This window comes from Paraburkholderia sp. RHO2, assembly GCF_050955445.1.
Classification (GTDB): domain Bacteria; phylum Actinomycetota; class Actinomycetes; order Mycobacteriales; family Mycobacteriaceae; genus Prescottella; species Prescottella agglutinans_A.
The window spans coordinates 4,659,937-4,672,554 of record NZ_CP162617.1 but is presented as its reverse complement, the minus strand read 5'-3'; the positions used below and the strand labels follow the sequence as shown (position 1 = coordinate 4,672,554).

General features: G+C 64.8%; 12 protein-coding genes and 3 pseudogenes. 2 read left to right on the top strand and 13 right to left on the bottom strand.

What is annotated here, in order from left to right; all coding sequences use genetic code 11:
• Positions 1–222 precede the first annotated feature (222 nt).
• From ABTV10_RS21755 to ABTV10_RS21730, 6 genes and pseudogenes are all read right to left on the bottom strand, one after another.
• Positions 223–425, bottom strand: a pseudogene (locus tag ABTV10_RS21755) (integrase core domain-containing protein); the annotation flags it as partial.
• A 292-nt stretch (positions 426–717) separates the two neighbouring features.
• Positions 718–843: a hypothetical protein gene (locus ABTV10_RS21750; RefSeq protein WP_499030315.1), complete on the bottom strand. Its 126-nt coding sequence runs from the start codon at positions 841–843 to the stop codon at positions 718–720.
• A gap of 265 nt (positions 844–1,108) precedes the next feature.
• On the bottom strand, positions 1,109–2,047 hold the full coding sequence (locus ABTV10_RS21745; protein ID WP_499030312.1) for a hypothetical protein: 939 nt from the start codon (positions 2,045–2,047) through the stop codon (positions 1,109–1,111).
• A gap of 649 nt (positions 2,048–2,696) precedes the next feature.
• Entirely contained in the window at positions 2,697–3,482 is a 786-nt protein-coding gene (locus ABTV10_RS21740; RefSeq protein ID WP_499030310.1) for a class I SAM-dependent methyltransferase, read from the bottom strand.
• Between the two features lie 292 nt (positions 3,483–3,774).
• On the bottom strand, positions 3,775–3,933 hold the full coding sequence (locus ABTV10_RS21735; RefSeq protein WP_499035247.1) for an SRPBCC family protein: 159 nt from the start codon (positions 3,931–3,933) through the stop codon (positions 3,775–3,777).
• Between the two features lie 156 nt (positions 3,934–4,089).
• A pseudogene (locus tag ABTV10_RS21730) lies at positions 4,090–4,269 on the bottom strand (VOC family protein); the annotation flags it as partial.
• Here ABTV10_RS21730 and ABTV10_RS21725 point away from each other — a divergent pair.
• Entirely contained in the window at positions 4,256–4,723 is a 468-nt protein-coding gene (locus ABTV10_RS21725) for a CGNR zinc finger domain-containing protein (protein WP_499030308.1), read from the top strand. The pseudogene ABTV10_RS21730 and the gene ABTV10_RS21725 overlap by 14 nt on opposite strands.
• A gap of 24 nt (positions 4,724–4,747) precedes the next feature.
• Here ABTV10_RS21725 and ABTV10_RS21720 read toward each other — a convergent pair whose 3' ends face one another.
• Together ABTV10_RS21720 and ABTV10_RS21715 are read right to left on the bottom strand one after the other, a co-directional pair.
• Positions 4,748–5,296, bottom strand: a complete 549-nt coding sequence (locus ABTV10_RS21720) for a GNAT family N-acetyltransferase (RefSeq protein ID WP_499030306.1) — start codon at positions 5,294–5,296, stop codon at positions 4,748–4,750.
• Positions 5,297–5,954: 658 nt separating this feature from the next.
• Positions 5,955–6,281, bottom strand: a complete 327-nt coding sequence (locus ABTV10_RS21715) for an SdpI family protein (RefSeq protein ID WP_499035228.1) — start codon at positions 6,279–6,281, stop codon at positions 5,955–5,957.
• A gap of 277 nt (positions 6,282–6,558) precedes the next feature.
• Between ABTV10_RS21715 and ABTV10_RS21710 the strand changes: the two genes are divergently transcribed.
• Positions 6,559–7,308 carry a phosphotransferase family protein gene (locus tag ABTV10_RS21710; RefSeq protein WP_499030304.1) on the top strand — a complete coding sequence of 250 codons (750 nt, stop codon included), beginning with the start codon at positions 6,559–6,561 and terminating at the stop codon, positions 7,306–7,308.
• A gap of 75 nt (positions 7,309–7,383) precedes the next feature.
• On the opposite strand, the pseudogene ABTV10_RS21705 reads toward ABTV10_RS21710, so the two are convergent.
• From ABTV10_RS21705 to ABTV10_RS21685, 5 genes and pseudogenes are all read right to left on the bottom strand, one after another.
• Positions 7,384–8,383: pseudogene (locus ABTV10_RS21705) on the bottom strand (IS481 family transposase).
• Positions 8,384–8,499: 116 nt separating this feature from the next.
• On the bottom strand, positions 8,500–8,715 hold the full coding sequence (gene rpmE / locus ABTV10_RS21700) for a 50S ribosomal protein L31 (protein ID WP_499030301.1): 216 nt from the start codon (positions 8,713–8,715) through the stop codon (positions 8,500–8,502).
• A gap of 297 nt (positions 8,716–9,012) precedes the next feature.
• Positions 9,013–9,615: a hypothetical protein gene (locus tag ABTV10_RS21695; protein ID WP_499030299.1), complete on the bottom strand. Its 603-nt coding sequence runs from the start codon at positions 9,613–9,615 to the stop codon at positions 9,013–9,015.
• A gap of 964 nt (positions 9,616–10,579) precedes the next feature.
• Positions 10,580–10,708, bottom strand: a complete 129-nt coding sequence (locus tag ABTV10_RS21690) for a hypothetical protein (RefSeq protein WP_499030296.1) — start codon at positions 10,706–10,708, stop codon at positions 10,580–10,582.
• 1,305 nt (positions 10,709–12,013) lie between these two features.
• Positions 12,014–12,235: a hypothetical protein gene (locus tag ABTV10_RS21685; protein ID WP_499030294.1), complete on the bottom strand. Its 222-nt coding sequence runs from the start codon at positions 12,233–12,235 to the stop codon at positions 12,014–12,016.
• Positions 12,236–12,618: the final 383 nt, after the last annotated feature.

Sequence of the window (12,618 nt, the reverse complement as noted above, 5' to 3'; positions counted from 1 at the left end):
CCGGGTCGACGCTCGACTCTAGACACGCGGATGCGATCCAGCCGAAACACCGTCCTGCGGTAGCCAACCCGCGCATATCAGACTGACCGCGCGTCGCCCACCGACACGCTCACCACACGGCTCGGGCGAGGAAGCAACGAGGCGCCGTCGGGGTCGCTCCCCGGCGGCGCCTCACCATGCCCTCTTGACAAAGCTTCTCTACATATCAGCTGTACTCGGCCATCAGGTTGGTGCCAGTCGGCTGATCGGTGGTAGTCCTCCGAGTGCGCTGTGGCGTCGTCGAGTGTTGTAGTACTCGAGCCAGGGTTCAAGCGCGTAGGCGTGTAGGGGTTCCTGGTGAAGACCTGTCAGTAGGCCCACTCGATTTGCAGGGTCCGGTTGAGGCGTTCGACCCTGCCGCCCCGTTCTGCCACGGGCAGATGTGGGTCTCTGGCCAGCGGTCCCGATAGCGCTCGACGATGAGCAGTCTCCCGAGACGGGTGGTGCGGCCATTACGGTGGGACACGAGAACCTCCGGTTGGAAGTGGGCCTTCGACAAGCACTCCCGACCGGAGGTTCTCTTCACATCAAGCCCATACGCCCTCTACCAACGTCCTGGCCGGGCTATAACTAGCCGCCGAGCACCTTCGGCAGCACGAGGAAAGCCAGAACCCCGAACCATCGCACCGCCGGGATGAGACATCGTGAGAGCGGCGCGAAGGCCGTTTCGCGTGTCGGTCAGCTAGCGGCGCGCAGTGCACCGGCGACGACACCGGCGACGCCGAGGATGACGAGACTTCCGAAAGCCCAGCTGGCAAATCCGGCAATGTGGTCGACCAGCGTGAACTCGGGGGACGAACCCATAGCTAACTCCTTCAAGTGATAGTGGCTGTCACGGCGACATCCGCCGAACGCCGAAAAAACTAGCCGCTAGTGCTGGCTGTGTCACGCTCAGGTATGGGGAGGGAAAGGTCGGTGCGGCCGTTGGCCGCTCGGTCCGGGCGGAACCCGAACGGCTGCGGACGGAGTGGAGCAGGACGGGGTGCGAGGTGTCCTCAGCTCGGGGCGGTCAGTGTGAGACCTGGTCAAGCAGCGCCCGCGTCGCCTCTGCGGCCATTGCAGTCGGTCCTCAGCGGTGAGCTTCTTCGCTCCAGGAAGGTTGCCTCCCAGTGGTGTCGCACACCCAGGTCCGGGAAGTGTCGCCGTCGAGGTTGACGGAGTCTGTGAGCCAGTAGGTTTCGTCGGGCGCCCATCCCGCGATGACACTTGCGGTCTCGGCGTCGACGGCAATCGCGGTGCCCGCTGCCGCGAGGTATCCCGCCGTGGTGAGGTGGACACCTTCGTATCGTTCGGACAGCTGCGGCCAGTCGGGGATGACCCATCGTCCTGATCGTCCGGTGGTGCGGTACCAGTCATGTCTCTTCTGCGCGGTGACCTCGACGGGGAACTGTCTGCAGAGTTGTGCCCACGCCTGCGCACCGTCGACCTCGTACACGCGGACGCCGTCGGGGATGTTCACTCGTCGCGTGATGGCGCGCTCCCATCCCATGCTGTCCTCGACGAACCACAAGCCGGCCGGGGTCCCGTCGAACAAGAGCCGGGTCGAACACCGTGTAGGTGGAGTCGACCACCACCAGCCCGACCAGTTCGCCGACGGATCCGCTGGACGATCGCGTTCTGCTCGCACTTCCTCCGCGACAGTCCGATTACGGTAGTCACGCAACAGCTCTGCGGTCGTTGAGTCAACGGAATCCGTACCGTCCGCACTCCAGCTCACCAACCACTGGTCGGTCGCAGCGGGCGTGGTCGTCCACCACTGCGCATGCGGGGATCGTGCGACGTGCTCGGCGACCCGTCGAAGCTCACGCTGCACTGGCTGGGCGTCGACGAGGATGTCTTCACCGGCCGGGTCGTGCCAGTAGCACGCCGTGTCCGCGGCATCGGCGAGGGCCGAACGGAGTGCAACCGCCGTCACCTCGGGAAGCGGCACCTCGGACAGGCGGTGCGCCACGTCGTCTGCAGTGAGGATCGTCTGCCGAGCCTCTTCCGCGCCGGGACCGTACATCACGCGTGCGCCTCCTCGACCGGACTCGAGGTGATAGGACGCCAGGGATACCGCGTGATCGAACGAGTCGCTCCGAAACTCGGGTTGCAGAATTCGTTCGGCCGCCCTTGCGTAGGCGAGCAGCATCCGACGCCCTCGTGGGCCAGCCAACAATGCTTCTGCCGTAGTCATGTGCTGACCACCATAGAGTTCCCGAGCCGCCGCGGCTCGACCTCGACTACGGCGCGGAAGCGACCTCCGTGGCCGCCGTGGGAGCGAAACTCGCTCAGTCTGCATACCAATCGACGCGCAATCGGGTCGAAGAGGCCCAAGTCGACAGGGAACCGGCGTCCGAAACTGTTCGCGAATCCAATAGGTGGTTTACCAATGACGTGTCCAGTTGGGGCGCCCGTGGACTCGCTTAGCTGACTGGTCGGTAATCAGAACGATCGAGCACCTCTGATCACGCAGATCCGGACGCCGTTGCGCTCCTCTTCGAACAGTCGGGCGTCGCTACGCACGCGTCCACTGAACGCGCCCTGAGCGCCTCGACGGACGCACCGCAGACCGTCTCCCCACCGTTACCGCAGTTCGTGTTCCGGAGGGTCGGTGATGGTGGCGGGCTATCGCGCGATGCGCGAGGCCGACGCCCGCAGCCCCGACGCGCTGACGGTCAGGCCCGCTGTCCCCACACCGACATCATTCCGGTCGCGAGATCGACGAAGGTCGGGTCGTCGAGCAGCGCCATGGCTGCGTCGAACTCGTCGTTGTCGAGGTGGCCCGCAGCAATGATCGGCTCACGCAGTTGACCGCAGCTCAGACTAAAGAAGTCTGCCGTCGGGCTGCCGCCACTGACCGGCGGTACGTGCGCATCAATGCCGATGTTCACGATCCCGTGTTCGGCAAGCACGGCCGGGTAGCTGCGCGCGCAGTTCATATCGGTGCCCATCGTCCGGTAGAGGGCGTCCACGAACCCCGCCATCAGCCTGCTGTAGAGGTTGTTCGGAGAGGTGGCACTGAAGGGGTCGATGCCCTCGCTCAACAGGATCCAGCCGCCCGGCGCCAACCACGACACCGCACGACTGATGACCTCTTCCCGATCGGAGATGTGCTGGAGGACCAAGCGCGCATGGATCACATCGAAACTTCCGGGTGGGAACTCCGCCGTGGTGATGTCCGCCTCCACCACCTCGAGGTTCTCGCGAGCATTCGGATCCAGAAGGGCAGTACTGCGATCGAGAGCGATGACGTGTCCCGAAGCGGCACGGTCGGCAAGGGAGGCGGCAACCGTGCCGGTACCCGCGCCGATATCCAAACACCGCGAGTCCGGCCGAATCGGCAGCGCGTCGAGCCGCGCGAACGAGATCTCATCGAGTGAACGGGTGAGCGCGTCCAAGCGATCACGCTCGTCACTGCGCGCATGAGCGAAAACCACGTCGCCGTACCGACCGTTCGACATGCTCGTATCCACCATAGAAACCCCGACCTCCATCACACGACAACCAGCGGGCACACGCGCGAATCAGATGAATCTGACAAATCGACCATAGGCCGCTACGCCGATCAAACGGCTGTTAGACACGCGGGCGTGTTCGATCGGCGAGAACAGCAGCAGCGCAGTATTACCCGCAGATCAACTCGCGGTTTCCGGTGAGAATGGTGTAGATCGCGGACCGTGTGCCGAATATTCATCCGCTTCCCTACACCGCGGCATGGAAAGAGAGCGCGCAGTGATCGACCACGTCTACATCTCAGTCACCGATATCGATCGGGCACTGGCCTTCCTCGAGCCGGCTGTCGGTGACGAAGCCGGGTGCCATCCGAATGGGGCCGTCGGAGAAGTCGCTGATGATCGCCCACACGGCCGCGGGGTCGGCATCGATGATGATCTCTTTCTGCACGGAGGCCATATCTGTCCCTTCTGAGGTGGTGGGATACCCGCGATCGCGTTGGCGGGGGCGTCTATGTGGCGACGACGCAGAACTGGTTGCTCTCGGGGTCGGCCAGCACGACCCACCCGTCGAAGTCGCTGCACTTCGGTCGCGCCGAGGGGTCCGGTCGACCTCGCCCGCCAGATCATCGGTGAACAGTTCCAGGTGCAGCCGGTTCTTGCCTTCCTGGCCTTTGGGCACGACCTGCAGGGACAGGCCGAGGCCGGTCTTGTCCGAGTCCTCCAGATAGGTGGTGCCTCCGTCCGAGGACGCGACCTGGTACCCCGTGACCGCCTGCCGGATGGCCGAAGGCACGTGGACGCGGCTGAAGGCCTGCCGGGAGCCGAGCTGCCGATGGGCCTACTACGACCACTCGTGCAATCGCCGCCGGACCTGGTGCCATCAACTGATAAACCACGGCGGCCGACCGGCCTCACGCCCCGCCCAGGGGTATATGGGACCTTTGCCCTTTTCGAGAGGACTCAGATCACGGGGTCAGCTCTGGCTTGCGCTGGCGCGTGGATGCCGCCGGGACCATCGGGGTCGGACAGCCGACAGCTCGCGATCCGGTGGGACGGAAACTGGGCCACTGCACGTAAGCGTCATAATCCCGTTTGCAGCCAGCATTTTCAGATGGAGCCGGTCGATGCTGTACTCCTCGGCCGGCTCGTCGTCAGCGTCGAGGGAGCGGCGGCGGATCATCTCGCTGACTTCGCCAGCCATTGCCCTCGTTCCAGCTCGGCTGGTCCCTGATTCGGATTCAGCGTGAGGGGTACTTTCGGGGCGGGTTCGCCTACGCGGGCTCGAGGTCGCGCTCGAACTCGATTTCATCCCGAATATGGATCTTGTAGTAGCCCACGTCGGGGATGTCCGGCTTCAGGGTCCGTCTCGCCTCGTCCACTGCGCCGCATCGAACGGCCGACAGGCGGAAACCGCGCCGCTGGTAGAACTGCATCGAGTCGAGGTTGTCGTTCGTCGTGACCAACCACAGTCGCGAACAGCCTTGTGCACGGGCGACTTGGGCGATGCGTTCGATGAGTGCGGTGCCGACGCCGCCCCATTGGCCGGATGCGCGCATGTTCACGATTTCGCAGTTCGTGCCGTCGATGTCGTAGATCAGCACCCCGACCGTCTCGTCGTCGTCCGATGCGATCAGGGCCGGGCGGTCGCGTGCGTCGACCAATTCGCCGCGCCGGGCGATCTGGGCGGTGTGCTGCGCCTGGAGGAATGACGTCAGCCGTGGCTCTCCTGCGGGTACCTCATAGATGTCGACCATCGTCCCTATTTTCCTCGCCCCACCGAGGCTAGACCAGGGTGGATATTCGGGTTGGGTCAGGATCACATGTCCATGCCGCCGTTGACGCTCCACACCTGTCCGGTGATGTAGGAGGAGGCGTCGGCGGCCAGGAAGTGCACGACCCGTTGCGTCTTCCTCGGGCCGTCCCGCCCGGCCGGCGGGGTCGATCCAGCGACGACGGCGAAGTTCGCGATCCATCAGGCCGGGTAGGGGCTGGGGGACTGCCCACGATCGATGAGCTCGGCTACGAACACCCGACCGCGCAGCGCAACCGCCGACGATCCGTGCGCGTGCTGCAAGACCGTCGCGATCCGCGACGAGGACCAACCCCGAACCCGCATGCCGTTTCCGCACGGAACCAAACAATGGTTTGCGTCGTATCACCGCAGAGTGCCAAGAAAAACGAGATTCGTGCGAACAACGCACCGATTGGTGAACTCAACGGCATCTGATGTGTGAACACCCCCACCGGGGAGGAAGAGAGAGGAGACCAAGCAAGAGAGAGAAGAGAGAGAAGGGTGTTCACCAATGACGTGCAGAGCTGGGGCACAGGTGGACTCGTTTGCCTGACCGGTCGGTAGTCACACCGTTCGAGTGCCTGTGATCACGCAGATCTGGATGCGTCACGCGCCTTTCAACAGTCCGGCGTCGCTATCGCGGGTGGCCGTCCCGTGCCCGCACCCAGCGCCCTCCGACCGGCGGTTTAACGACTTAGGGTCTTCGCTGCGGCGTTGCCCTTTAATGCCCCAGCGATCAGGACGGTGAATGCCGCCGCACACACGATCGCTGCAGCGACAGCTGACACCACGGATCCGAAACCGGCCATGACTCCGATGACTACCTGAATGCACAATCCCACGACGGCTGTCCACACCGTCCGGCAGAAGAAAGGCCGCGCAACCTCATGGGCAAACTGCCACGCTTCTGGACTCGACATCGTCGCGTTCGTGCGTATGCCCACAACGAGATTCGGTACATCTCCAACGAGTCGAGGTAGCAATCCAGCGACCACTGCAACCAGAAGCGTCATCGCTGACAGCGGGATCGTCAGCCCCAGTAACTCTGATGGGTCCACCAGCCCTGCCCCCCTTATTGGAAAATTTCGGCCAGAACGGACATTACTGGCCAGGTGCCCGACTGCATGCGAACCGGTGCACAGTTCGAGCGCCCTTGATTTGAGTGGTGTGCATGTCGTGGTGGGGTGACTGTTGGGTGTGCGTCGGCCCGCCGTGGTGCCGTCCCGTGCCCGTTCTGGCGGGGACCGGCCGTCGATAATTCCGGCGACGGTGCTGGTTATCCTGGAGATAATGGCCGACGTGGAACAAGTCGAGGTCGTCGTCGCCCATCACGAGCGTGCGACCCTACGCGTAGGCGACATATTCCTGAAGATCGACGCTGGTCAGGCCCACACCGACGTCGAGGTCGAGGCGATGGCCATGGCACCGATCCCGACTCCGCAGATCCTGTGGCGCAAACCGCCCGTGCTCGCGCTCGCCGCCCTGCCAGGGACGGCACTCGGCCGCCTCGGCGAACCCTCGACCGCGTCGTCGGCGGCGTGGGCCGCGGCGGGCGCCACAATACGGGTGCTGCACGACTCGCCACTGCCGCCATGGCCCGGCCACGACCTCGACGAGATCGCATCCCAGCTCGACCGCGAATGCGCGTGGATCGTCACCAACGGCGTCCTCCCCAGCGAGGTGGTCACGCGCAACCGCCGGATCGCCGAGGCTGCGCTGCGACCGTGGACACCGGTATTCACGCACGGCGACCTCCAGGTCGACCACGTATTCGCCGACGGTGACCAGATCACCGGCGTGATCGACTGGTCCGAGGCAGCCTGCGGCGATGCCCTCTACGACCTCGCGACTCTGACGCTCGGACACCCGGAACACCTCGGCGACGTCGTCGCCGGCTACGGCACCGACGTCGACCTCGACGTGATCCGTGCGTGGTGGTCGTTACGAAGCCTGCGGGGAGTCCGCTGGCTGGTCGAGCACGGATTCGACCCGACCATGCCGGGCTGCGAGGTCGATGTGCTGATAAACCAGGCGGTGTAGCACCAACGAGAGGGAACGCCCCCACCGAAAGGATGGTGGCGCCGCTCACCGCAGGCGTCACCGACCCCTCTTCGGCTAGGTGTGATGTCCAGGGACGTTGGTCAGTCTGGTGACTGGCGGCTGGCCGCCGATGGCGGAGTGGGGTCGGTGGTGATTGTAGAAGTGGAGCCAGCCGGGCAGGGCGGCGTTGCGTTGCGTGGTTGATTCGTAGAAGCGGGCGTATGCCCAACCGTCGGCCAGCGTGCGGTGGAATCGTTCGATCTTCCCGTTGGTCTGGGGGCGGTAGGGGCGAGTTCGTTTGTGCGTGATGCCGAGTTCGGCGCAGGCGTCGCGCCAGGCGTAGGACTTGTAGGCCGAGCCGTTGTCGGACAGCACGCGCTAGACGCGCACGCCGTGGTCAGCGAACCAGGTGATCGAGCGTTGCAGGACGCCGATGGCGGTGTCTGCCTTCTCGTCGGTGCAGATCTCGGCGTAGGCGAGACGGGAGTGGTCGTCGATGACGGTGTGCACGAACGCGATGCCGGTTCTCGGCTCGTAGCGGCTGTTGCGTCGGCCGGTCCTCTTCGCGGTGGCTTCTCGGTTCTTGTCGCCTTGCCGGCGGCCGACGAAGCGGTGTCCACCACCATCGGGGATGTTGCCGAACTTGGTGACATCGACATGGATCAGCGACCCGGGGCGGTCGTGTTCGTAGCGTCGCAACGGTTCCCCGGTGACCCGGTCGATACGCGAGAGCCGGTTGATGCGGCACCGCACCAGCACCGCGTGGACCGTCGACGCCGGCATCGCCAGCCGCCCGGCGATCTGGACCGGGCCGAGCCTGTGGCGCCACCTCGGGCCGCACGATCCGCCGAACCACCTCGAGGGGCGTCTTGTTCGGGCTCGACTTCGGGCGTGAGCTGCGGTCGGCCATCCCCGTGATGCCTTCGGTGCGGTAGCGGTCCGCCCACTTCTTCGCCGTCCGTGCCGAGACCATGAACATTTTCGCGGCTGATGCGTACGTCCAGCCGTCCTCGACGATCAGTCGTGCCAGGCGGAGTCGGGTGATCGGGGTCAGCGTTGCGTTAGCGTGGGACACGAAGGCCTCCTGGTTGTGCAGCGGTTCCTAGACAGCTCCACTTCACAACCGGAGGCCTTCACCTGTCAGGTCGACTCACCGGACAGAGTCCGGACCAACCTCCCTGGACATCACAGCTAGGTGACCTTCCGCTTCCCGTAGCGGGCTTCGAACCGAGCAACCCTGCCACCGGTATCGAGGATCCGCTGCTTCCCGGTGTAGAACGGGTGGCACTGCGAGCACTGCTCGACATGCATCTTGTCCGCGGCGGTTGTGCTGCGCGTGCTGAGAGTGTTCCCGCAGCTACACGTCACTTCCGTGACGGTGTACTCGGGGTGGATCGCACTCTTCATCTCTTCCCCCTTCGGCAGTGGCAACGGGTCTCGATGCCGTGTCCGGTTAGTGACGCTAACGGACGCGGAAGCCCGCTGTCCGGTCATTTAGAGCTAGGCCGACAGCGGACGACTCCATCCGTCTTCGACCCTCAGCCGTGGCGCGCCTGTCGCGCCCTCGGGTGACTGCCAGGTGCGCGCCGGCCCGTGACCGGTCCGGCGAAGCGTGCCGCTGGGCGGCCCGCCGTGGCGCCCGTCCCGTTCCCTGTCTGACGGCGGTCTCGGCCGCTCGTCTCCCCATGCCAGAGGCCTACCCGATTAGGGCGTGGAGCTGGGCACATCCAGCTGATGCGTTGTCCGATCGACGACTGGGAAGCGCGCGATTGCATAGTGGGCATCGAGCCTCTGCTCGCCGGAACGGTCGAGTGGAATCCACGGGCGGATCGCACGACCGTCGCGGTCGACCAGCCACAGCAGCGGACATGTCGCGCCGGGGGTGCAGCGGTCGGTGAATCCTCGGCCTGATTTGCCACCCCACGCCGCCTCGATCCACCACGCCTGCGGATCCGAGCGGTCGGACAGTGCGGTCAATAGCTCGCCGAGGTCACCCTCGCGCCGCACTTCATCCACTATCGCGGTCTCCCCGGCGGGAGTCTGTCCGTCTGGGCCGAAGTAGGTTCCGCCCCCGAGGGAGTCGCATTTCACGACGGTCACCGGGTCGAAACCGTCGGGGACCGTGCCTGGTTGAGGTGGTGTGAAGCTCTGCGGCAACGGCGGCGGGAAGTGGCCGGCGAACATGCCGGGGTCCAGGCAGGTCACCTGCGGCACCACCTGCGCCGCGTCCGGTCGACCCGGGGGCTGCTCGTGCAGGTAGACCAACCCGGCGGCCGCGAGGCCAGCTACCAGGATGACTGTACCCACATCCCATCGCCGCATCATGCAGACGATATCCACTCCGACGGGTGGTGACACCCGCCTCGCCGCAGGCGACATCGACTCGAGCTCGCGGCACGCCTGTTGTCCTCGGGTGACCGCGGGATGCGCGCCGTGCCGCACATCCCGCGCCCGAGAGTTACGTGTCCGCGAGTTCACGGCGGAATCCGAGACTCAGTCCCCGCCTACACGTTCACCCCGCTCGCTCGGTGGTCCCGTCACTTCCGCGCCGCCGAGCAGCACCAGGGTTGATGTTGAGCCGAACACCTTCATGCACCACTGCGTACGGCACATCGTCGTTGCTGTCCGGGTCGCCCGAGTCCGCAGGATCGGGCAGTTCCGCACTCGCCTCGATGACGATCTGTGCCCGCGCCGCACCTGGATCGAACATCTCCTGAAATGGCCCGACGAACGACCCCCCCAAGCCCGCGGCGCTTCGCCCGAATAGCCCCCCACCCGAACAGCACCAACGGGCCGATCATGACGATCAGCACTAGTAATTCCCCCATACGCGCGAGCGTACCGATGCGATCCTGGGCTCCGCTCAGGCAAGAAGGAACAGCCGGTTGAGTGCGCGCCGGCCCGCTGAGGCGGTCCGGCGAAGCGTGCCGCTTGGCGGCGCGCCGTGGCGCTCGTCCCGTGTCCGTTCTGACGGCGGTCTCGGCGACCGATCCCTGAAAACAAACTGAACACACGACAGTGGGCCAGCAAAGTTCGAAACATGCTGGCCCACTGTCGGTCTCGGTCGATCAATGGGTTACCGGTGGGCCGACCAGCGGCTCCCACACAAGCCAGGCCTGGTACAGCACCTCGTAGAGCCACTGCGGTATGAGGATGCCGTTGAGTGGCACCAGGGAGTTGTCGTTCATCAGTCGCCTCCAATCAGGGGGCAGTGTCCGCCGAGGTCACACGGGATGCAGACGCGGAAGGTGTTGCGTTGTCCTCCCGTCGACTACGGGACGTAGACGGTTGCGATGCCCGGTGTGACGAACGAGCTGCCGGCGTGTACGACGACGACAACAACCTGCGCGGTCCCGGTCGGCAGGACCGCTGCCGGGTATCCGTCCACTCCGGCCGACATCGGGGTGGAGCCGGGAGACTCCGCTCGACAGGTTCAGCCAGCGCACTTCGGACAGTTGTAGGCACCCTGATCTGCCATCTCGTTTGCGTTCCTCCGGACCGGTGATCGTCACTGTCCCGGGCTGTTCGCCGACCACGGCCACGCAGCGGACCGCGGGAAAATCGAACCTGCCGTACGGGTTGATCTGGAACGGAACGGTGACCGCGGCGGAGGCGGCGGCCGTCGGCGCCAGAACCGAACCGGCCACGATGGCCGCGCCGGCGACTGATCGGCGAACGAAATCGATCATGGCGACCTCCAAGAACAGCACTGTCGATCAGCTCACGGCGGCGGTGGGGGGCCGGGAAAAACGCCTAGCTTCCAGAGCTGGTAGGAGATGTCGAAGAGCCACCCTCTGGTCTGGTCATTCAGGAACGGCACGTACCACAAGTCGAGCATCGTCATCACCTACAAAGTCAGTGCGGTGGGATGCCCCACATCCAGAGCTGGTACACGATGTCGTAGTACCACTTCGGCACGAAATAGACGCCAAGCGGCGTGGGAGTGTTGTCGATCATGGTGACCTCCAAGGAGGCCAGCAACCCCCGGATTTGCTGGCCCGCTGTCGTCTGGTGTCAGTCGACCGGCACGCCGAGTAACGAAAGAACGTAGGCGAGCGGTGCGAGGTTTCCCCAAAAAGCCCAAGCTGTTGCTCCCATTCGACTCACCTCCTCCTATGGGCAGTATCCGCCGAGAACGGGATCCATGTGGTGGTGGCGATCCAGTCCCGTACGCCAGCGGAAGGTCCTTCAGGTACACCACTGGCCAGTCATCTGCACCGGCCCCCGAGGGAGCACGGCAGCACGCTGATGAGCCACAGTCGCGTGTCCTCTGGGAGAAACGGGATGAACCAGATCCAGGAATCCATCAGAGCACCCCGATCGAGACGAGCCAGGTGATAGCGGCCACGTACAGCGGGCTGAGCGGCCCCCAGAACATGGAATAGTCGAGCATCGTCATCGCCTCCTACAGGCAGTATCCGCCGAGAACGGGAAGTCCATGGGGGGATCGCCTCCTAGAACGACTCCCTCTGGCTACCTGTGACGCGCTGAAGGCCGCGTGAACGCAACGCAGACGGCCGACATGTCGGCCATAGAGGGCGGTACCGGCGGATTTCTTGAGGATTCGTCTGCCACACCCAATGCGACCATCCGTTTGCTGGGCAACCCGCGCCTTGCCTCTGGTGGCCGCCGCGGCAATAACCTCCCGCCCTGTCGATGCGCCGACAGGCGCTTCCCGTTCCATCAGTTTGAAACGGCGTGCCCCTCAGCGCGGTTCAGGGCTCCAGGTGTTGGCCTGTCGGGTGGTTGACGGCCAGGTGTCGTGCACGTACCAGACAACCCAATAGACCGGGAAGAACAGGACGGCACCGGAAGCGGCGAGTAGACCGGCATCGCGTCGACGCTGGCCGATCGCGGTCAGTACGCCGAGCGTCAGATACCCACCCACCGTGAGCAGCAGGAAGAGCGACACCAACAACCACAGCACGCCCCACAACGTACTCGATCGTCGTTCGGCTACGCGCGGCAACGACTGCGACTGTTCGGCACGATGTCCGCGTCCGGCTTCCGGCACGGTTCACGCGTGACCGGCGTGGAGTACCCGCGCCGTGCCCGAGCGCATCCCCCGGATTTATCCGAGACTCGACGAATGGCGAGCTACCGAGATCGCACAGACCCCGACGGGTTCTTGTTTCCGATGTCGCTCGCCGACTTCGTCTGGTGTCCAGCTATTTCAGTGCTCGCCGCCAGCCAGGGGATTGTCTGGTGTTGTCTCGCCCAGTTCTCGGACTTGCAGCGGGTAGAAGTCGTCGTGAGAACGCGGCCCGATCTAACCGACAGGCAGACCAGCTGTGGAGAAAGAGCGTTCGA

Coding starts and splice junctions, on each gene's coding strand:
- ABTV10_RS21750 (WP_499030315.1), bottom strand. CDS start 843: ATGGGTTCGTCCCCCGAGTTCACGCTGGTCGACCACATTGCCGGATTT.
- ABTV10_RS21740 (WP_499030310.1), bottom strand. CDS start 3,482: ATGTCGAACGGTCGGTACGGCGACGTGGTTTTCGCTCATGCGCGCAGT.
- ABTV10_RS21735 (WP_499035247.1), bottom strand. CDS start 3,933: ATGGCCTCCGTGCAGAAAGAGATCATCATCGATGCCGACCCCGCGGCC.
- ABTV10_RS21725 (WP_499030308.1), top strand. CDS start 4,256: ATGGCCGAAGGCACGTGGACGCGGCTGAAGGCCTGCCGGGAGCCGAGC.
- ABTV10_RS21715 (WP_499035228.1), bottom strand. CDS start 6,281: ATGACGCTTCTGGTTGCAGTGGTCGCTGGATTGCTACCTCGACTCGTT.
- ABTV10_RS21710 (WP_499030304.1), top strand. CDS start 6,559: ATGGCCGACGTGGAACAAGTCGAGGTCGTCGTCGCCCATCACGAGCGT.
- rpmE (WP_499030301.1), bottom strand. CDS start 8,715: ATGAAGAGTGCGATCCACCCCGAGTACACCGTCACGGAAGTGACGTGT.
- ABTV10_RS21690 (WP_499030296.1), bottom strand. CDS start 10,708: ATGTCGGCCGGAGTGGACGGATACCCGGCAGCGGTCCTGCCGACCGGG.